The 21,710-nt window shown below is 57.3% G+C and carries 14 protein-coding genes; 10 read left to right on the forward strand and 4 right to left on the reverse strand.

Features of this window, described 5'->3' with window-relative positions:
- The first annotated feature begins 26 nt into the window (after window positions 1-26).
- The 3 genes from SH410x_RS29810 (at window position 27) to SH410x_RS29820 (ending at window position 4,041) form a co-directional block, all read left to right on the forward strand.
- Window positions 27-506, forward strand: a complete 480-nt coding sequence (locus SH410x_RS29810; protein WP_473673452.1) for a carboxypeptidase regulatory-like domain-containing protein — start codon at window positions 27-29, stop codon at window positions 504-506.
- 436 nt (window positions 507-942) lie between these two features.
- On the forward strand, window positions 943-2,166 hold the full coding sequence (locus tag SH410x_RS29815) for a Gfo/Idh/MocA family protein (RefSeq protein WP_473673454.1): 1,224 nt from the start codon (window positions 943-945) through the stop codon (window positions 2,164-2,166).
- Window positions 2,167-2,295: 129 nt separating this feature from the next.
- Entirely contained in the window at window positions 2,296-4,041 is a 1,746-nt protein-coding gene (locus tag SH410x_RS29820; RefSeq protein WP_473673456.1) for an SLC5 family protein, read from the forward strand.
- Window positions 4,042-4,172: 131 nt separating this feature from the next.
- On the opposite strand, the gene SH410x_RS29825 is transcribed toward SH410x_RS29820, so the two are convergent.
- Window positions 4,173-5,567, reverse strand: a complete 1,395-nt coding sequence (locus tag SH410x_RS29825) for a dicarboxylate/amino acid:cation symporter (protein WP_473673458.1) — start codon at window positions 5,565-5,567, stop codon at window positions 4,173-4,175.
- A 150-nt stretch (window positions 5,568-5,717) separates the two neighbouring features.
- The gene (locus tag SH410x_RS29830) at window positions 5,718-6,428 is read right to left on the reverse strand and encodes a hypothetical protein (protein WP_473673459.1); all 711 of its coding nucleotides are present in this window, start codon (window positions 6,426-6,428) and stop codon (window positions 5,718-5,720) included.
- A 232-nt stretch (window positions 6,429-6,660) separates the two neighbouring features.
- Between SH410x_RS29830 and SH410x_RS29835 the strand changes: the two genes are divergently transcribed.
- The 4 genes from SH410x_RS29835 to SH410x_RS29850 all read left to right on the forward strand — a co-directional run bounded on the left by SH410x_RS29835 (window position 6,661) and on the right by SH410x_RS29850 (window position 15,086).
- Window positions 6,661-8,445: a transglutaminase-like domain-containing protein gene (locus SH410x_RS29835; RefSeq protein WP_473673461.1), complete on the forward strand. Its 1,785-nt coding sequence runs from the start codon at window positions 6,661-6,663 to the stop codon at window positions 8,443-8,445.
- Between the two features lie 1,736 nt (window positions 8,446-10,181).
- A complete protein-coding gene (locus SH410x_RS29840; RefSeq protein ID WP_473673462.1) occupies window positions 10,182-10,529 on the forward strand; it encodes a cupin domain-containing protein in 348 nt (115 codons plus the stop codon).
- A gap of 143 nt (window positions 10,530-10,672) precedes the next feature.
- On the forward strand, window positions 10,673-12,946 hold the full coding sequence (locus SH410x_RS29845; RefSeq protein ID WP_473673464.1) for an outer membrane protein assembly factor BamB family protein: 2,274 nt from the start codon (window positions 10,673-10,675) through the stop codon (window positions 12,944-12,946).
- 64 nt (window positions 12,947-13,010) lie between these two features.
- A complete protein-coding gene (locus SH410x_RS29850) occupies window positions 13,011-15,086 on the forward strand; it encodes an outer membrane protein assembly factor BamB family protein (RefSeq protein ID WP_473673466.1) in 2,076 nt (691 codons plus the stop codon).
- A gap of 272 nt (window positions 15,087-15,358) precedes the next feature.
- Here the strand turns inward: SH410x_RS29850 and SH410x_RS29855 are convergent, their stop codons facing one another.
- Entirely contained in the window at window positions 15,359-16,555 is a 1,197-nt protein-coding gene (locus SH410x_RS29855; RefSeq protein ID WP_473673467.1) for an LptF/LptG family permease, read from the reverse strand.
- 314 nt (window positions 16,556-16,869) lie between these two features.
- Here SH410x_RS29855 and SH410x_RS29860 point away from each other — a divergent pair, with 314 nt between their 5' ends.
- From SH410x_RS29860 to xerC, 3 genes are all read left to right on the forward strand, one after another.
- A complete protein-coding gene (locus tag SH410x_RS29860) occupies window positions 16,870-17,424 on the forward strand; it encodes a hypothetical protein (RefSeq protein ID WP_473673469.1) in 555 nt (184 codons plus the stop codon).
- Between the two features lie 327 nt (window positions 17,425-17,751).
- On the forward strand, window positions 17,752-18,000 hold the full coding sequence (locus SH410x_RS29865; RefSeq protein WP_473673471.1) for a hypothetical protein: 249 nt from the start codon (window positions 17,752-17,754) through the stop codon (window positions 17,998-18,000).
- A complete protein-coding gene (gene xerC, locus SH410x_RS29870; protein WP_473673473.1) occupies window positions 18,000-18,917 on the forward strand; it encodes a tyrosine recombinase XerC in 918 nt (305 codons plus the stop codon). Before SH410x_RS29865 ends, xerC begins: the two co-directional genes overlap by 1 nt.
- On the opposite strand, the gene SH410x_RS29875 is transcribed toward xerC, so the two are convergent.
- Window positions 18,862-21,168 carry a bifunctional SulP family inorganic anion transporter/carbonic anhydrase gene (locus tag SH410x_RS29875; RefSeq protein WP_473673475.1) on the reverse strand — a complete coding sequence of 769 codons (2,307 nt, stop codon included), beginning with the start codon at window positions 21,166-21,168 and terminating at the stop codon, window positions 18,862-18,864. The two genes, xerC and SH410x_RS29875, sit on opposite strands and share 56 nt — an antisense overlap.
- Window positions 21,169-21,710 lie beyond the last annotated feature (542 nt).

The following is a 21,710-nucleotide window of genomic DNA, read 5'->3' on the forward strand; positions in this document are numbered from 1 at the left end:
ACTATTAATAACCAACGAAAATATACATGTTTCCCATTCTCCGAATTCTCCCTGTTCTTCTGCTTTCGTCTGTACTTGGCTGTTCCAAGGAAGATCGTCCCGCTGGAATGCCAAGCCTAGAGCCGGTCGTCGTGACGGTGTTGCAGGGCGGGGCGCCGCTAGAAGGTGCCAGTGTTCAGCTCATGCCGGAAGATACTGCCAATACCTGGGCGATCGGCGGATCAACCGACGCGATGGGGCAGGTCAAGGTCATGACACTTGGGAAGTACGAGGGAGCCCCCGCAGGCAAATACAAAGTAACGATCGACAAAATTATCAGCGATGGGCCAGCTGTCGCGGTGGATGATCCCGCCGGAGTTCCTCCAGCAGCTTCTTTCCGCGTTGTTGACCCGGAATTTAATTCGGTCAAGACGACAACAGCTGAAATCACGGTCACCGAAGGTGCGCCAGCTGAAGAAACCATTGATGTCGGCCCGGCCGTCAAGAAAGAACTGCCCAAACTCTAGGTTCGAGTTTGGCAGTTTGAAATCATTTGTTGATGAATGCTTTTAGAGAAAGTCGTCCCGCGTTCGCCAACCCTTACGAGCTTTGGGGAGTGTCGTTAGCGGGGTGACTGTATTGTCTCGCTGTCGCCAGGTACCTGTTTGCGATAGCAGCCATTTAAGGGTCGAGCGGGAAATAAGTGGCCGAACGCTCCGCGGTTGGAATGCTCGACCGCGGAGCATTCGAGCACAATTCCAGACAGTGATTTTCCGCTCGTTCCTAAGTCGTTGTTTAACATTGTTAACAATGTGCTTGTTTTTGTCGACGAAGAAAAATATAGTGAAGAGCATGACTCCTCTGAACTTGCTTTATAGTTGAAGAGTAGTGAACAGCGGCAATGAAATTGTTGTCGTCGAGTATTTGTAGTAATCACCCCGTCCTCTCCAAGGAACGAAACTCATGAGCCAATCATCCTCACGACGTCAATTCATGCAAGCGATAGGTCTGGGTACCTCGGCGCTGAGTGTGGGAATCACAGCCGCGGCTCAGGAGACGGGATCGGCACCGAAGGATGCGAGTGGTCAGGTCATCGCGGGGTTCGAGAAGGGCCAGTCCGATCCAAACGCATCGAAGAGCTGGCAGCCGTTCTCGGATCGCAAAATCCGCGTGGGCATTGCCGGTTACGGTTTGTGCCGTTTCGGGGCCCAGTTCGGTTTCCAGAATCACCCCAACGTCGAGGTCGTCGCGGTCACAGATCTGATCCCCTCGCAGTGCGCCGAGTTGGCGAAGGTGTGTGGTTGTGAGACGACCTACCCGTCGTTCGAGAAGATGATTTTGGACGATCGCATTGAGGCCGTGTTTATCGCGACAGACGCGCCCAGTCACGCGCGGTTGGCGATCATGGGCTTGGAGCATGGCAAGCATGTGGCTTCGGCAGTTCCCGCAGTCTTCGGATCACTCGAAGATGCTGACCGGTTATTCGAGGCGGTCAAGAAGACTGGTCAGAAATACATGATGTTTGAGACCTCCTATTTCCGCTCCGATCTGTATGCGATGCATCAGCAGTATCAGGCGGGCCTATTGGGTGAGCTCGTTTATTCTGAGGGTGAGTACTTTCACTATTTTGGAAAGATGTTGGGCGGCTACAACCCAAAGACAAAACGAGTGGACAGCAATGGTTGGCGTAAGGGACTGCCGCCACAATACTATCCGACGCATTCCAATGCATACTACATTGGTGTCACCGGTGGGAGCTTCACCGAAGTCTCCTGCATGGGGAATCACAGCATCATTCCGCATTTGCAAGCGGCGAACAACGACTATAAGAACCCGTTCGGATCTGAAATTGCGTTGTTCCGCACCAGTGAAGGTGGGATGTCGCGGATGGCCGTTTGTTGGGACATGCCGTCAGCTCACGGTGAGCAGGGTCGAGTGTATGGGCAGTTGGCCGGCAAGGGTCAAGTCAACACCGACCGGCCACCGCTACCACCAGGCGTTGCCGGCGGCGGACATGGCGGGTCACACGGTTTACTGACGAGTGAATTTGTCGACGCCATTCTCCGTGATCGCAAGCCTTGGGTGGACGTCGCCCAGTCCCTCAATATGACGGTGGCAGGGATTGTCGCGCACCAATCGGCATTCCGGGATGGGGAACTATTGAAAATCCCGCAGTACGTGATGTGAAGCTTTCTGTGAGAGCGTCTCGGGACGCATCCAGTGAGTTGTTGAGGCGAGCGGAACTCGCCAGGAGTTTCGATTACTCGGGAAAGTGAAAGTCCCGACGACGTCCGCTGTCATCAAGGAAAGAGAAGTATGGGAGTTGAATCATTTGCGTTGGCACCGCTCGATTATGTAGCTATCGGGGCCTTCTTCGCGACGTTGTCGATCGTGGGATATTGGGCCGGACGCGGAGAACAGGCGAGTAGCACCGAGTATTTTCTCGCCGGAAAGAAGCTCCCTTGGTACGTCGTCGGTGGATCGTTCATCGCGTCGAACATCAGCAGTGATCACTTCATTGGGATGATTGGTTCGGCGGTTGTGTTCGGTATCTCCGTCTCGATGTTGGAGTGGGGCAATGTGATCACCTTCTCACTTCTGATCTGGTTCTTTATCCCCTTTTTGTTAGCGGCTAAAGTTTTCACAACGCCGGAGTATCTGGAGCTTCGGTTCAACGCCGCGATGCGGCAGATATTTGCCGTCGTCACGGTGATCAGCAACGTGGTGGCGTTCTTGGCTGCGGTGCTTTACGGCGGCGCGCTGGCTCTGGCGAGCTTGTTCGGATGGGATCCCTGGTTCGCTGTCATCGCACTGGGAATCGTATCGGGCATTTGGGCGATCTACGGCGGATTATCGAGTGTCGCGTGGACCGATCTATTGACCGTGGCGGTCATGATCGTGGGAGGCCTGACCGTCACGATTCTTGGCCTGGACGCACTGGCGGGCGAGGGCGGATCTCTGATCGATGGATTTCGCACCATGATCGAGCGGAACCAAGCGACGCACGGTGCATGGGCTGAGGCCGTCAATGTCAACACGGATCATCTTGCTGGCGGAGAGGCCGACTCATACGATCGTATGTCACTCTTCCAAGGTGCGACGCATCCGATCGTCCCGGCGATCAGTCTCTTGCCTTTCATCCTCTCCGTGGGCGTTTGGTACAACGTGCTGAATCAGTTCATGATCCAGCGTGTGCTGGGGGCAAGGAGTGAATACGATGCCCGGATGGGGATTGTGTTCGCGGGTTGGATCAAGGTGTTGATGCCCATGATCACCGTCCTGCCGGGGATGGTATTGTTCGCTCTGCATCCTGAAATCCTGTTAGGGCCGTGGGACCAGGTGAAGCCTGAAGCGGATAAGGGATACGTGCAGCTGATCCAGTCGTTGGTGCCCGTGGGGCTGCGTGGACTGTTGCTTGCGGCACTCTTTGGCGCGATCCAGTCGACCGTCAACTCGGTGCTCAACTCGACCTCGACCATCGTGACGCTGGACATCTACAAGCGGATGTTTCGCCCTGAGGCATCGGATCGGGATCTCGTCAGAGTCGGCGTGATCTCATCGATCGTCATCCTGGCCATCTCCATCGTGCTGGGGGGATTCGTGGGCAGGTTAGGCGGCAGTTTGTTCGAGTATATTCAATCGCTCTATGCGTTTTTCGCACCTCCATTTGCCGCCGTTTTTGTTCTTGGCATCCTGTGGCGACGGATCAACGGTACCGGCGCCCTGGCGGCCGTCATCTCGGGGTTCGCTCTGGGTATCGCAATCAAGCTGTATATGAACTTCGCCGCCGCGCCTCCCGCATGGCTGGTGCCCTACGCCAACCAGGCATCCATCAACTGGTTTTTCTGTCTGGCGATATGCAGCGGTGTGAGTTTGCTGACGTCGCCTCCTCGAGCGGAGCAGGTGAGTGACCAACTCACTTTCAACTGGCGGAAGATGAATCTCTTGAACGACCTTGGCGACCGGTGGTACACCAGTGTTGTGACTTGGTGGGGATTGTTTATCGTCACGATTCTGGCGTTGTTTATCATCTTCTCCGGTTTCGTTTTGCCCAGCGGCTGAGTTCAGCGTTCATCAGGGGGTGACTCGCAGCGGGTGCTGGTCTGATGCGGTCGACCAATGCGGTCGACCAATGCGGATGCCCGATGCGAGTCCCCCGACACGGTGGGTTCGGAGAGTCGAGCGACCCTGTTCTACGTCGACAAGCTTGCTTGATCACTCAGGCCAGCCGACTGGCCGGGCGTCTCTTGGTCGGAAATCGTAACCGCCACGACCGCCGCGCCCACGCTGTCGCCGAACACATTGACAGCGGTACGGAAGCGGTCGAGCAGCCAGTCTACTGAGAGGATCAACCCGATATACTCCAGCGGCAATCCGACCGCACCGAGCACGATCAGCATGGTCACGAGTCCCGCTTCCGGGATACCGGCGGCGCCGATAGCCGCGAGCGTTGCCGTCACAGCCACAATCGCTTGCTGAGACATGGTCAGATCTTGTCCGATCACCTGGGCGATGAAAATCGCCGCGGCGGCTTCGTAGAGTGCCGTGCCGTCCATGTTGATCGTCGCCCCGAGCGGGATGACAAACTCCGAGGAGCGTTTCGAGATGCCCGCCGACTCCGCGCACTCGAGCGTGACCGGCAGTGTGGCTGAGGAGCTCGCCGTCGAGAACGCCGTCAACAATGCTTGGCTCATCGCGGCGGCGAAGCGATAGGGATTCTCGCGGCGAACGACCCAGAAGATCAATGGCAGGACGATGAAAGCATGGATCGCCAGTCCGATCAGCACGGCGGCAAAGTACCAACCGATTTGTCCGATCTCTTGGAGGAATTTCCCTTCCGCTTGAGCCTTGCCGAATCTCGCCGTCACCAGACAAAAGATACCGATCGGAGCAATCTTCATCAGCACCATGACAAACGCCAGCAAGGCATCGTTGGCTTCGCTGATGAGCGTCGTGATTGAGCGGGTTCGATTCGGCATCGTCGTCAATAACGCACCGAAACAGATCGTGAATACGATGATTGGTAGCAACTGCATTTCTGCGGCCGCCCGGAACAGATTATCCGTGACGAGCATCAACGCGAGGTTTTCCAAGATCTTGCTTGTGCTCGGTATGTCATCATCGATGCCCGGCAATTCGTGGAACACTCCGGCGACCTCGCCTTCGGACAGTCCGCTCTCTTCCGCAAGTGTTTTACGGAGAATCTGCCTCGGTTTTTCTTCCCCTTTGCTGAATTCCTGCAACCGGGCTCGGTCCACCGTCCCAACGCCTGGCCGAATCACGTTGACCACGACCAAACCGACGATCACCGCCAACACGGTCGTGCATAAGTAGTAGCCCACCGCCGTCGCACCGGGTTTACCGAGCCGGCGGACGTCCCCCAGCCCCAGAATGCCGCACATCACGGAGGTGAACACCAGCGGCACGACGATCATCTTGAGTGAACGCAGAAACAGCTCACCACCGATGTCAAAGTGCATCGCGATTTTCGGTTGCCATAAGGCAAGGGCAATCGCCGCGACAATCGCCCCCGCGATCCAGTACGTCAGGGCATTACTATGTTTGGGGACGTTGGCGTCATCAGTCATCGTTTGGTTCCTTCACAAACCGGCGTTGGGCATCCCAGGGGGCCATCCCCCTTTTTCCGATACGCTTTAAGATACCGAATGATGAGCCACCGCACGGGTGCCAGAAACGGAAATGCTGAGCCCTGCGTCTTTCAGGAATCGCCCTCCTGCCTACCAGGCCGCCGCGTCGTTGCTGGACTCGTTGTCGACGCCGAGGCGGGTTTTGAGTTGTTCAAAGCGATCTCGCATCCGTTCGCTGCTGCTGTGAACATGTTCCGCTTCGGTGACAAAGCGGATTTTGTTATCGGGATAGACATCTCCCGCGATCAAGGTTTCCCGAAAACACGTTAGCGGAGTGCCGTAGGCGATCAGCAGTTTATGTTCGTCGAGCTGGATTTCCTGTTGCCGGGCGGGGCTGATGACAGCGATCCCCGTGCAACCATCGTCGGTCAGGACATCTTCAAATTCCAGCAGGATGGTCTTGAGCACCGGCACGTCGATGTGATCGCGGTACAGATCTTCATGGTGGGAATGGCAGTGATGGCTCGTTTCAAGTACCACATCGACCACGCTATCAAGCTGATCGATCAGACCGAAAAAGGTGTCCATCAAGATTGATTTGGTGACCGCGGCCATGATCACGGGAGTCGTTGCGCCGCTGACCTCATCGACGTACTTGTCATACCGAAAGCCTTGGCGCGGCGATATTCGTACGTCGTACGAAGGTCGGATCGCATCGGTCAATTCGAAACTACCATAGGTTTTGATACCCATGTGAACTTGCAGTTCCTCATCGCTGAGACATTCAAAGCTGCCGGAACGGGTCGACCGACTGGGGTGGTCGGTCGTGGAGGGTCGGAGGATGCGTTTGAGGAAGTCCATCGTGTTGATTATTCGAGAAACGCGGTTGTGCGGGATCAATTTCAATCGCGGTTCATGCCGTCGATTTGAAACGGTTCACCGATCGATGGGTGAACACCCAAAATTAGGTCATCCAGCGGTCGAAGCGTCCGCAGGCTGTTCTTAGTCAGCAAAACGTGCAGAATGATCAACGTGGGGCGGGTTACCGTCGCTACAATCGGTTTAATCGATCTGAGTTAAGGTGAACGGGAACATGACAGGAATCAAACGCAGTTTTCGGACACACATTTCGGTGCGGCATCTCGGCGGCTGTGTGCTGCCGTGTTTGCTATTCGGCGTGATCGTGGGCATGTTCCCTGGTTGTGATTGGCCCGACCGGCATGATATCGGAATCTTTCGCAAGCCCGCGGTTTGGGAAGTTGTGGACACTTCCATGGCGGAGCGTGACCGCATGGAACCGTCCGGTTTGTCAGGAAGTCCAGATGGGGAGCGAGGCCCACCGGAGGCGTGGCATTTTTGGTACTTGCATCAAACCGATCAGGGGGGCGTGGTCGGCGGCATGGAGATGCAGTCGCAACGGATTTTGTCGGCAAGTGCTGAGGACCAAATCCAAGTCACACTTCACGAACGGTCCGTCGTCGAGTCGGATGCTTCGACGTCGTGGACGCCCACCACGTTTCGTTATCTATCAACCAACGACCAGACGTTTTGGTACGGGCTCGATGGGGGGCTGTTGCGTGCCGAGTCCCAGTTTCGGATTGGGCCGGTCGAGCAGACCCGCACCGTCGAAGTGGCTGAGGAAAGGATTCGGTTCACGGCCGATGGTTTCAGCGGCATCACGTCAAAGAGCATCCCCCACGAGGGAGCCGTGGCGGGGCCGCTGGCGGTCTACCGCTCGCTCTTGGGCCATCCGCTGGGGCCGAACAAGCAGCGGAAAGTGACCGTGGTGTTGCCGCTGCAGGAGTCGACCGCCGAGTTGCTGATCGAAGGGCAGCCACCGGCCCTGGCGCGGCGATTGACTGCGCAGGGCGTGGTCATGGATTCACTACGCGAGGCCATCGCTGTCGTCTCGACGGATCCATCCCGGCAGCGGCAACAGTACTTCTGGTACGACGACGAGGGGGTCGTTCAAGCGACCCACGTCAGTGGCGATGCGTGGTTCACCTATCGCTGCGACGAGAATCAATACACTGAAATGGGCCAGCCATTGTTTCAGCAACAGTACCCCATCGTTGTTGATGTGCCCGGGAAACCGATCGGATCCGGTCCGCTCAGCTTGTTGTCGTTGGAGGTGGAACAGTCCCCCCCATCGCTGGCCTCGACGACATCGACTTGGCCAGGCATCTCGGCGGCACCTCGACAATATGTACAGAAGATCGACGCCTCACACCAACGAGTGGTCATGGCGGGACCGTCGATTTCACTGGCGAAGTTTGACGGTCTCTCGCCGCGATACGATTCGCCCGTCGAGCTTGCTGATTTGGCGGAAACGCCGGTGTTGAATTACCGTTCGGCCGGCGTCAGGGAGGTACTCAAAGTAGCCGCTTCGATGGCGGGTATGGGCGACCAGGAGAAAGCGGACGAATTGAACCGAATTGTCCACTCGTTGTTATCCGTTGTGCCGCTGTCCGCGGGGATCCGCCCGGCGGGCGCGATCGCTCAATCGAGTCTTGCTGACAGTACCGAGCATGCCATCTTGCTGATGGCGATGTTGCGAGCCAACAACGTTCCCGCGCGACTAGCGTTGGGACTGCGTTATCTCCCCGGCGAGTTGGACGAAGGCACCTCGGCGGCGACTCCCGCGTCCGCCCGAGCTCCGCGATCACATCGATTCGTGTACCACGCCTGGGTGACTGCCAAGACGGAGGATGGTTGGATTGCATTGGACCCCACAACGGGCGCGCCGACTGGGCCGGAGTGCCTGGCACTCGACATTAACGACTTGTCAAATTTGAATGCGAGCGGGCTGGTCAATCATTACTTGGCGATGTTGCGTTCGCTGCGATTGAAGGTTTCGGCAACGGTTGTCGGGCCGTAGTTCGATTTCTGCACTGTCCAAGTGCTCGGCGAGCGAATCGTGAACGAGTGTGTGTCAGCAAAAAACTCGCATGCAGGACGCCCGGTGCGATTCCACCGGATACGCCTGGGAAACGGGCCAAGGTCGACTTCAGCAGATACGAAAAAAAACGCCCCAGGAGAAGTTTCCTTCTTCTGGGGCGTTGATGTGGTCACGTCTGTTTGACGCAGTGTTACTTTCGCTTTTTAGTGAACAAGTTCACTATCGAGCGTAGCTGGCACTGGCCTGAATGACGCGACGATTACGGGAGATGCTGGCACTTGGGTCCACGATAGGAGCAGGTGGCATGGCATCGGATTGTTCTGCTGCAGGAACTTCGACAGGTGCTGCGTAAGGAACGGAAACAGGTGTTCCGCATCCGCAACCAGCCGAGGTGTAGCTGTCACAGCCCGAGTCGCAGCTGTTGTCTTTCTTGCAGCTCAGCTTGCCGAACATTTTGCTCAGCAGGCCGCACTTTTTCTTGCTGTCGCAGCAGCTATCGCAAGCTGGTGCTTCGCAGATCGTTTCGCAGCCACAAGCAACTTCGCAAGGGGCGTCGCAGCAGCCTTTGTTCTTCTTGTTGAAGAGTTTGCTGAGCAAACCGCCAGCACAGCCTTTCTTGATGCCACAGCCTTGGCTGTCACAGCAGGGGTCTGCACAAACGGTTTCGCAACCGCAGCTCGTATCGCCACAGAGTGTGGATTCGCATCCGCACGCTGGTTCGCAGCAATTCTTGCCGTGGTCGAACAAGCCCGTCAGGCAAGAACCGTGCTTCGATTCACAGCCACAGGCGGGTTCGCAAGGAATCTCACATGCAGATTCGCATCCACATTCGTTTTTGCCGTGGTCAAACAAGCCGGTAAGGCAGCTTCCGGTTTTTGATTCACAGCCGCAGGCCGGTTCGCAGCTTGTCAATCCGCAGCCGGTGGATTCGCATCCACAGGCTGGTTCGCAACAGGTATTATCATCGCATGGGGCTTCGCAGCAAGAGCTCGAGTTGCCGCAGCCTTTCATGCCGAGCATTCGGTCGAGTAGGTCAAAGCCATAACCTTGGCTACAAACTGAACTCGCCAAAACCATCGTTAATGTTAGGATTGTCCGCTTCATGGAGATCAATCTCCCTCTCTAGAAATTTGCGGGGTTGGAAACGCAGGTCACCAAGTGGTCTGCGAAACCGTGCGATCATCCGGTTGGGTGACTGGGGGACGCGGTCGTCGGACGAAGTCGCCGACGATCATTTCCCGAAGTCGTTTAGTGAACACACACGAACCAGGTGCGGACACCCGGCCCGCTGACTTCGTTCAGTTCACATTGACCAAACCGCCTCGAAGACAGTTGTCTTCGAGTGATTCTCTCAGGCTTCACTCATCTCACTGGGGTTACTGTCTAGTGCCGACATCCGCTGTCAGCACGTTTGGGTCTGTTCCAGGCGACTCACAGACGCCTCACAGGCTTGGAGAAGCTGAGTGAGGTGTGGTGCGTCCCTTGGACACAAGGAGATATCGGCGAGGGCACCGTTGGAAAATAGCCGAAGGCCCGCTTTTTCTTCGCTTGTTAAGCTTTTACGGATGTACCGTCTCGGTCTAATTTCGGGATCGGTCGCGTGGTAGCGAACAATCGGTTTCCATAATTCATACAATCGGTGTAGACTACCGTTCCCGCCGTTTCACGACCCGTGAAACTCAGATTGCCTGCCTTTTCCCGATCGTTCGCTCTCCATGGCTCAGCCGCAAATTGTCGACTTGACCGCGATTGCACCGGTTGCTTGCCCCTGTGGGTCGGCCCGCCGGGCCCTGGGCGACTTCGCTGAGTTCCCCGGAACCCTGCATTTGACGGATATCGTGGCCAGTGCTCATCCGCATCATCACGAGCATCACACCGAGGTCTACGTGATTCTGGAGTGTGATGCCGACGCAGCCATCGAACTCGATGGGGTACGGACGCCTGTGTCCCCCCTGACGGCGGTGGCGATTCCGCCCGGTGTTGTCCACCGTGCGATCGGCGAGATGCGGGTGCTGATTGTTTGTCATCCCGAGTTCGATCCCGCGGACGAGGTGTTGGCTTGATGGGTGATTGCCGCACTGTTTTGCCAAAACCGCATTCTGAGGCGAATCGGTACTTCCCGTTCGTTTTGACTAGCCGTTAAAATGTGCCATCAGCCCTGCTGTCGAAATCTCCCACCGTCGTTCCCCTCTCACTGGTTTCATTGATGTCCCACCAGACCGTGACGATTTCTCACTCCGACGACCCTGAACGGAGTCGATTTCTGTTACCCGTTTGCTTAGCTGCATTGTTGTTGTGTGCCTTTGCTAGCACTGCGTCGGCCGAATCGCATGCAGATTGGACGTATTGGCGCGGTCCCCACTTCGACGGCACCGCCGATGCGAAGGGATTGGTGGACGACTGGGATGCAGCCGGCGGCGACGGTAGCAATCTATTGTGGAAACGCGATGATCTCGGTGCCCGCAGCACCCCGGTGGTCATGGACGGGCGTCTTTACATGACCACGCGATCGGATCGGGACACCGTTGACGAAGGGCAAATGGTCGTTTGCCTTGATGCGGAAACGGGCGAGACCTTGTGGGAAAACAAGTTCAACGTCTGGATGTCAGACGTTCCCAACACCCGTGTGGGCTGGAGCAGCGTGGTGGCAGACCCGGAAACGGGCAATGTCTATGTGCTCGGCGTTTGCGACCTGTTTCTATGCATCAATGGCAAGACCGGCGAAACGATCTGGAGCAAACCGCTGCACGAGCAATTCGGGATGCTCAGCACGTATGGTGGGCGGACGAACTTCCCCGTCATTCACGAAGATCTGGTGATCATCAGCGGTGTCATCATCAATTGGGGCGAGGCTTCCAAGCCGAACCACCGTTTGATCGCCATGGACAAGCTGACGGGCGAAGTCGTGTGGTTCTCGGGAACTCGCGATCTACCCGATGACACCACCTACTCCGCTCCGACACTGACGACGATCGACGGTCAACGGCAGCTGATCATCGGTGCGGGCGATGGGGCGCTTTGGGGATTCCAGCCGCGCACCGGGAAAGCTCTTTGGCACTACGATCTCTCGCGCCGTGGGCTTTTCGCCACACCATTGGTGCACGGCAACCGAGTCTATGGCACGCATAGCGAAGAAAACATGAGCGGTCGCTCGATGGGTGCGATCGTGGCCCTGGAGATTTCGGGGACCGGCGCTGCGACGACTGCGAAGGAAGTCTGGAAACTGGATGAACTGGTCGTCGGCCGCAGTGCTCCGATCATTGTCGATGGTCGGCTCTACGTCGTCGATGACCGCTGCAAACTATGGGTGATCGATGCCGCCACGGGTGACATGATCGCCGAGCGGATTGCGATTGGGGACCGAAAACAGTGGCCCAGCCTTCTATACGCTGACGGGAAAATCTACGTCCTGACTGAAAACGGACGCTGGGCGATTCTCGAAATCACCGACGATGGCGTTGAATTCCTCAATAAGGGCCGACTGCGGGATGAAGCGTTCTACGGATCGCCGATCGTCGCGGACGCGAAATTGTACTTCCAGGGGACCTCGGCGCTGTACTGCGTGGGCAACGACACCGCGACCCAAAAACCGGAGAGTCTGGCTGAACAACTGGTCGGTGAAACTCCCACGGAGCAAAATCCCCAGCCCGCTGAACTGCTTGTCACGCCCGGCGAATTGCTGCTGCAGCCTGGCGAATCAGCCGAGATGTCGATCCGTCTCTTCAACGCCCTCGGCCAACCTCTGGCGACGCCTGACGCCGAAGAAATCACGTATGCAGTCAGCGGCTCGGGCAGCATGGACGGTTCGACGTTCACCGCGAACAGTGACGCGGACCACCAAGCCGCGACGATTACCGCAACGGTCGGCGATGTCAGTGGCTCGACACGGGTGCGGATCGTACCGCCGCTGCCGTGGAAATTCACCTTTGACGAACTCTCCGATCCGCCGTTGACCTGGATTGGTGCTCGCTATCGACACCAAATCCGGACCGTCGATGGTTCGAAGGCCCTCGTGAAAGTTAGCACCATTCCGAAGGGTGCCCGCAGCCGCGCGTGGATGGGGTCGAGCGAGTTGTCCAACTATACGATCGCTGCGGACGTTCGCGCCGAGCGTAACGGCGACCAAATGCCCGATATCGGTCTGACCGCCAACGGCTATGCCCTCGACATGATGGGCAACAGCCAGCAGCTGCAGATCCGCTGCTGGGCCCCCGAGTTGCGGATGGCGGAAACCATCGATTTCCCATGGGAACCCGATCGTTGGTATCGCATGAAGCTGCGGGCGCAGATCGAAGGCAGTGGTGAAAACGCCGTCGCCGTGCTGCAAGGCAAAGTCTGGGTGCGCGGCGAAGACGAGCCCGACGACTGGACAATCACCGCAAAAGATCATTCGCCTGTGATGTCGGCCAGCCCCGGGTTATACGGCAACGCCAAAGTCGCTGAATTTGCGATCGACAACCTCGAGGTCACCGAGAACTAGCTCCTGGCTTCCCTACTCCCCCCTCTCCCAAGTCCCGTCTCCCCCCTCACCTCCCCACTCCGATATGGTCCGTACCGAAACTACAGCTTTGTTATTGATGTTCATGTCCGCCGTGCTGGGGGCGATCACGACCGTGCTCGTTGCGGGTTGCAATCCGCCAGTCAGCATGGTGGCACCCGTGACTCTGGTCAGCACGACAGCGGCTGCTCCGGATGTCGATTCCGGCGAGAAAAACAATACCGACGCCAGTCCTGTGCAGGAGTTCATCCAACCCGAAACGGTGCTCAGTGAAGGCAAAGAATGGCCACAGTGGGGCGGAACGCGAGCTCGCAACAACGTGCCGAATGTCAAGAATCTGCCCGCATCGTGGAACGTTGGTGATTTCGATCGGCGCACCGGCGAGTGGAATGACGAGGATGCGGAAAACATCCGCTGGTTCTCCGAACTCGGCAGCCAAACCTACGGGAACCCCGTCGTGGCCGGTGGCAAGGTATTCGTCGGCACCAATAACGGTGCCGGTTACCTCGAACGCTATCCCTCGAGCGTCGATTTGGGCTGCATGCTCGCCTTTGACGAGGAGACCGGCGATTTCCTATGGCAGCATAGCAGTGAGAAACTGATCACCGGCCGTGTCCATGACTGGCCTCTGCAAGGACTTTGCTGTGCCCCGATGGTCGAGGGCAATCGAGTGTGGTTCGTGACCAGTCGCGGGGAAGTTCGCTGTGCTGATACCGAAGGTTTTCACGATGGTGAAGATGATGGCATTGTCGATCCCGAGCCAGCCCGAGTGGCCGATCTTCCCGACAGCGGCGACAACAACGATTTCGAGGATACGCTCCAGATGCTCAGTGAGGGGCAGCTCAGCGAGCCGATGCGAAAGCTGCTCGCCGGTGCGGGCAGCGAAGCGGGTAACGACGTGAAAATCGAGTCGGTCGCGGCCAACAAATCTTGGCAGGCAACCGGCACCTTCGGCGGTGCCAAGCGAGAGCTCTCGATCAAGTTAATGGGCCCCAAGATTTCCGTATTCAAGACGCTCGGAGTCAACGATAAACGAGATGCGGACGTGATCTGGGTGTTTAACATGATGGAAGAACTCGGCGTCAGCCAGCACAACATGTGCTCCTGCAGCGTGACTTGCTACGGGGATCTTTTATTCGTCAACACAAGTAACGGTATCGACGAATCGCACATTAACCTGCCTGCCCCGGAAGCCCCGAGCTTCATCTGCATGAACAAGAACACAGGCGAAGTGCTGTGGACGGATCGTTCACCGGGCAGCAATATTCTGCACGGACAGTGGTCCAGCCCCACCGTGGAAGTCTTCGGAGGCGTGCCTCAAGTCCTGTTCTGCGGTGGTGACGGCGTGCTTTACAGTTTCCGTGCCGATGGCGGCAAGGATGGAAATCCCGAAGCGCTCTGGCAATTTGACTGTAATCCCAAGACATCGAAGTGGGTTCTCGGCGGCGAAGGCACGCGAAACAACCTGATCGCGACGCCTGTCGCTTACGATGGATTGGTCTACATTGCCGTCGGGCAAGACCCCGAGCACGGCGAAGGCGAGGGGCACCTGTGGTGCATCGATCCGACCAAACGCGGTGACGTCTCACCGCAACTCGCCGTCAAGATCGAAGGCAGCAAACGCACCCCGATCCCACGCAAGCGAATTCAAGCTGTCGAACCCGAGAAGGGAGAAGCGGCCGTCGATAATCCCAACTCGGCTGTCGTATGGCACTATTCACTTGCCGATCAAAATGGCGATGGCGAGATTGACTTTGAAGAAGAGATGCACCGCAGCTGTGGAACCGTAGCGATTAAGGACGACGTGCTCTACATCGCCGACTTTTCCGGACTGCTGCACTGCCTCGATGCCAAAGGCAGCCCCGACGGCACGCCGATCGTCCATTTCACCTACGACATGTTCGCGCAGAGTTGGGGCAGCCCCTTGATCGCCGATGGCAGAGTCTACATCGGTGACGAGGACGGCGACGTCTGCGTGTTTGAGTTGGGGGCTGAGAACAAGGAACCGATCGAAGAGATCAACATGGGCAGCAGCGTGTACAGTACTCCTGTGGCAGCTGATGAAACCATCTTCATTAGCACCAAGGACAAACTGTTCGCAATCGGTTTGCCGAAAGAGTAGTCGTCGGGCGTTCATCCCGAACGCTAGGCAATTTGCCAGACGCTAGACAATTTACCAGGTACCGCTGCACCCGCTCCAGACGAACGTCAGGGGCGGGTGCGGTCGCGCGCAGCAAGGAACGAGCGGAAAATCAGTGGCCGAACGCTCCGCGGTCGGAGCGTTCGACCGCGGAGCGTTCGACCACAATTTCAGACAGTAATTCTCCGCTCGTTCCTAAGGTTCGGGGTAGGGCAGAGGTACTGGATTTCGATCTCGAGGTGCGGGAACGATCTTCAATATCGACGTACCTTGACCAGCAGGATGGCGCCGATACTCCCCAGCACGATGTTGCCCGTCCACACACCATAGGGCGGCAAGTCGCCTGACTTGGCTTGATCGAGCCCCAGCAGAAACAGCGGATAGTAGATCAAGATGATGGGTAGGAAGCACATTCCAAACGTGGTCCAGTAGTCGCTGGTCTTCGCCAGGATTGCCAGTGGGGCGCCGACGAAGACGAAAAAGAAGCAGGTGAAGCCCTCGGCCCAGCGACGCCAGGGCTCAGTTTTCAAACGTGTCAATCTCGTTTGGCTGGCGTCGAGTGCCGCATGGATGCTTTGTGCCTTGGTCCCACCGATCGTTTCGGGGCGGGATTGCAGCAGGGCGAATCCGGTGAACGCGGCTAATTGTCCAACCGCTGCGTGGGTCGCCTCGCGTTGATGTGATTTCTGCCGGCGAATCAGCCGCAACGGTAGCTCACTCGGGCTTTTAATCGACGGATCCTCGTCAGCCAACGTATTGCCCAGAGGGATCTCAAAGGTGGACTCACCGGGCAACGTGCCGCCGAAACCACGCCCCCGGACAACTTTGCTATCGACGAGTTTGAGTACCAGCGCTTGACGCTCCTCATCCATCACGAGTTGTCCCTCGCTCGCGGTGACCTCGAACGCCTCGTCACCCCGTCCCCGCACGATCACCGTTGGCGAAATCATCCGTCTGTCTTTGATTTCGCGAACATGAATCGAAAATCCGTGATCAGAGGTGAATGAATGTTGGGATTCGAGCACCTTGTAGGCAATGTCTTCGACCGACAGCAGCACGACCCGTTTCACCCCGGGTTTCCCCCAGGACACGGCTGTGTCGCTGCAGTAGACCGCCAATGGACTGAGCAGGGCCGCAAACATGAATGCTGGTTGGAGCAGCCGCAGCGGCGAGATGCCGGACGATTTCACTGTGCTGATCTCCCCGTCCGCCGCCATTCGGCCGTACACACAACAGACCGAGAATAATGCTGTCGCAGGAACTGCGTGCTGCAGCGAAATCGGTATCGCGAAGGGGAGCAAATGCAGAACGGCCATCGGGCCGAGTCCCTTGCGAATCAGTTCACGGGCCACTGCGATCAACAGGATGATGGTCGTCAGCACCACCAACGCGATCACAAAGATTCGCAAAATCTCCCACAAAATCGTACGTGTTAATCGAGTTGGAATCACGAGTGAAAGATTGGGTGTGGAGAGAGATGGGAAGGGCGATACCGGGATCGAAACAATCGCCGTTTCACGATTTTGGCGTGAAACTGGATGGCAAAAGATGCGTGGGATCGCGACGGATACGTTGTCGTAACAAATCCGGTATCCCGAGCGACAGAGCGTTAATCTGTGCGGGTTTTGCGGGTCGATCCGTGTCTGATATGCAATCACGCAGGACAATCGGCAGAATCGGCATGATCCTCCCCCGGCTCGATCCGATGAGATCAAAGCACCGAGGCAATCGCCGATGTTTGTGCTGTCACCTGAGGGACCCGTTCATGAATCATTCACACCATCCCAACTGTCACTGTCAACGCGTCAAAATGGTGTTGGCTCGTGCCTTCTTCGGAGGAGCGATGTGTTTCGCATGTGGCGCGCCGTTGGCCGCCGATGAGAAACTCCCGCAGTCGACCGCCAATCCAACATCCGCCTCCCGCATCACGCCGCTGTCGCCGATCACATCCGTTCGTCTGCGAATGCCTCACGGGATCGGCGATTCACCGGCATCCTCGAGTGCGATCGATAAGCCCGCCAGATGGGCGGACCTTTCGATGGGGATCAATCGCATGGGATATGCGATCAGCCCACCACCGGACCGTTCCGGCCGCCAACAGAGCGTCCAATCGAATGCCGCATCGAGCGTTCATGTGGGGCCGTCCCCGGCGGCATTTGTCCCCGAAACGTTCCGTGGAGCTCGGCACGACCGCGAACAGCTCGCCCGGAAACAATTGCGTCCGGTTCGTTTGCCTCCGACCGGGCATTTCGACGAATCGGTGATGAACGCACGCGTCGCGACGGCTCCTCAGCGTCCAGCAAACGTGCAGGAAAAATAGCGTTCACGGTGCCGTCGGCTGCCATCGAAAACCACTTGAGTCCGCGTCAATTGGGACGCGAGGCCTGTGGAAATCATCCCGTGTTGATGGTGTGAGAGCCAATCGGACACTGCGGCTCCTGCTGATTCGCTCGGTCGGCGAGTTTGTGCCGAATGGCGGGATGGTTCCGGTGGGGCCAGTTGTCGGGCGGCCGTAGTCGAATTGTTGCCTCCTCGGCACGTTCCCTGCCCAAGCAACCTCAATTGACGTCGACCGAAGTGCCGATAGATCACTACCAGTGAGCAGCCTCCCCGCCGCCGGCCCCCCCTACTCAGGACGAGAGACAAGATGGAAAAGGAAGTCAACGTGATGGCCTTAGTCAAAGGCGAAGAGAAATTCATCTTTTTGTTCGATGATGAAAATCGTGACGAAACGCTGCGGCAGCTGGCCCGTTTCGCAGCCAATCCTGAGCTGGATTTTTCCTGGTACGACGCGGCCATGCTGTCTCGCAAAATCCGTGAATCCGTATTCACCGAGTACGACGAAGTCGACGCCAGCGAAGAATTCGACAGCATCTCGATGGATGATTTCGCGTAGTGCCCCGCGCCACTCTCTCATCGGCGATTACTCGGTTTTTGAGATACATGGCCACCGAACGCAATGCATCGGACCTGACAATCAAAGCCTACCGGGAAGATCTGTTCGGGTTCGCCCAGTGGATCGGCGGTAGTGATGATGCGGGGACATCCGTTGACGCGTTAACGCCCTCGCACCTGCGTCAATTTCAATCTGCTCTGCAGCAAGCGGACTATGCCAAGAGTACGATCTCGAGAAAGCTCGCATCGCTGCGGAGTTTCTTCAAATTTGCAATGCGTGAAGGCACGACGAAATCGAACCCTGCCAAGCCGCTGCGCAACCCACGTCAAAACCGCAAACTGCCGCTGGTTCTTTCCAATGAGGAAATTGGCCGTCTGTTGACGGCCCCCTCGGCACATGACCCTGCTGGTCTACGCGACCGGGCGATCTTGGAAACAACGTATTCAGCTGGCCTGCGGGTCAGTGAGCTGGTTGGACTGCGTGATGGTGACCTGGATTTCTCGCAGGGCATCGCACGGGTGCGCGGTAAGGGTCGCAAGGAGCGGATCAGTCCCCTCGGATCGTACGCCATCGAAGCGATCCGCACCTATGCGGCGCGGCGCACCCGTTCAGCTAAGACCGAGTTGCTCGGCCAGGCGGCCCCAGTGTTCGTCAATCGCTTTGGCAACATTTTGACAACCCGTAGCGTGGGTCGCATGCTCGACAAGTACATTGCTGCGGCCGATCTCGATACCCGCACCAGCCCGCACACACTGCGGCACTCGTTCGCCACTCATCTGCTCGATCGGGGTGCCGACATCCGCAGCGTGCAGGAGTTGCTAGGACATAAATCGTTGACAACCACACAAATTTATACGCATGTCAGCGCGACGAATCTTCGAGCGATTTACGAGAAGGCTCACCCGCGGGCTCAATGAACTCATCCCCGAGGAAGACGATGACGCCTGTCTTGACATCGTACATGGCACCCACCACTTTGATCTGACCGCTCTCGGCAGCCCGGCGAATCACTGTACTGCGCCGGAGTATCTCGTCGACGGTGTGTAGCACATTTCGCTTGGCAACGCTGTCGACGTATTGGTCGAGTTCGGCGGAATCAAGTCGCTTGAGGGAGTCACCGGAATGGCCCGAAATGCCGGGGCCCCCAATGCTCGGTGCGATTTCGTTGACGATCGATTGCAAGTGCTCGCAACCGGTCACGCTCTCGGCACTCTGATGGTTGCAGATCAGGTTCACCGACGAGGTCACCGCGCCGCAGCGGGTATGGCCGAGCACAACAACCAACTTCACACCGGCCACACCGACGCCAAATTCGAGGCTACCAAGTGATTTGGTACCAATCACATTACCGGCCACACGCACGCTGAAAATGTCACCCACACCCAAATCGAATACCAGTTCGGTGGGCACACGCGAATCGATGCAGCTCAAGACCGCGGCGAACGGATTCTGTCCCTCTGCCGTCGCGCCGACTTGATACCGTAAATCGCGAATCAGTCGATTGCCCTCGATAAATCGCCCGTTGCCCTCACGCATGATTTCAATCACTCGGTCAGGCGTGATGTTGTCCTGAGCCTCGCGGGTGGTGTAGTCGGCAAACTGAACACTGTTTTCGATGTGATACTTGGGCCTGAATCCGACCAAGTTGACGAGCACGCCACGGGCCGGACCTGTGCTATTGGCGAAGTCGCGGATCAGACTCAGTACGTCGGGATCGATGTAGTCAGACTGATTGGCGTCAATCGTCAACCTGCTGCCTGGTTTGGCTTCGTCGACAATACCCTGAATCGCTGCGCGGTTGAGAAAGCTGACCTGATTGGCCAGTTCCAGGTGAGTGACGTCACCGTCGAGTCGGGATTCCACCGTGCGGCGAATGGGACGTCGCAGGTTGCTGTTGAGAATGAACAGAATCGCGATGCCCAACCCGATCAGAATCCCGATCAGCAAGTCCGTCATCACAATCGCGACGACTGTGATGATGAAGGGAATGAATTGATAGCGTCCTTCGTCCCACATTTGCTTGAATAACGTTGGACTGGCCAGTTTGAAACCCGTTACCAACAGGATCGCCGCGAGTGCCGAGAGCGGGATCATGTTCAGGTACTGCGGCAGCAATGCCACACTGAGCAAGATGAGCAGACCATGGAATATCGCCGCCATTTTCGTCTTGCCGCCCGCATTGACGTTCACACTGCCGCGCACGATGACGGAGGTGATGGGCAATCCACCAATCAATCCACAAACGAGATTGCCACAGCCCTGGGCCACCAATTCACGACTCGGCGGTGAATGACGTTTTTGTGGATCGATCTTATCGACCGCTTCGAGGTTCAAGAGGGTCTCCAGCGAAGCCACCACGGCGATCGTGACGGCCGCGAGGTAGATTGCTGGGTTACCGATCTGACTGAAATCAGGAAGTCTCAAGAAACCGGCAAACTCGGCGACAGTCTTGGCAATTGGAATTTCAACCAAGTGCTCCGTACCGATCGCCCACGTGGGACCCCAACCACCGAACCAGGCGCTCAACGCCACACCCATCAAAACAACCAACAGCGGTGCGGGCACCATCGATTTCTTCAGCGCCTCGATGCGATCCCAGCAGAAGAGAAGCGCGACCGATAGCAGACCGATCACCATCGCTCCGACATGGATGCTGCCCGCGATCGTTGCGTAGAGTTCCGAAAAGGTGGTTTCTTTGTCCGGTTGGAAAAACGACATGTCGCCTTCGGGATCCAGGTCGTGACCCAAGACGTGGGGAATTTGCTTCAAGATCAGGATCACACCAATGGCAACCAACAGGCCTTTGATGACACTGGAAGGGAAAAACGCGGACAGTGCGCCTCCTTTTGCGATGCCAAAACCAATTTGAATCAAACCGGCGATCGCGACCGCTAACAGAAACGCTTCGAACGACCCCAGCGTCACAATCTGCGCAGCTACGATCGCAGTCAATCCGGCCGCCGGGCCGCTAACGCTCGTGTGCGAACCGCTGATGGCGGCCACGACTAACCCGCCGACAATGCCCGCCAGCAGCCCGGAAAACAGCTCGGCACCGGACGCCAAGGCGATACCCAGGCAGAGTGGCAAGGCGACGAGGAAGACAACTAGACCAGCGACCAAGTCGTGGATGAGCGTGCTGGTCGAAGATGGGGGATTTTGCGTCGTCATAGATCGGTATTCTGGAATAGAAAGGAATCAGCTGTACCGGTGCCTGGAAGTGAGCACGCGCAACACGGACGAGGGAGACAAAAAGAGCGGACCGAGTGACCGTTTCTTCTTTGCGAGAGAGCTACTGACCACACTGCGCCCAGGTCGAGGCATCGCCGAGCGAACCAAGACGTTTACTGGTACCGGAATGCTAATAACGAATCGGTGCCCGTGATCCATTTCCCCGACGATGCCCCACGACCGCTCACGGAAATTCTCGATGATTGACGTTCTTCTGGACGTGCGACCCGCGATTCACTGGCTATCCCGTGCCCCGCTTAACTCGCTGCGCCCTGTCGAACAGGGCACGCTCCCGTCCCGTCTCTCGGTTTAACTCTGGCTGTCGCTCCGCAGTGTCCCGTGTCCCCACGGCGACCTGCGTCCGCGTTGTTGTCGCATCGATACTTGGCAGCATAAACAATGCCAACAAGATGCAGAGCATTATGCGGCGGAATCAGGACAAGCAACTCGATGCAGGCATCAAAGGCAGCATATTCGTCGTC

It is taken from the genome of Rhodopirellula sp. SH410 (assembly GCF_055811895.1).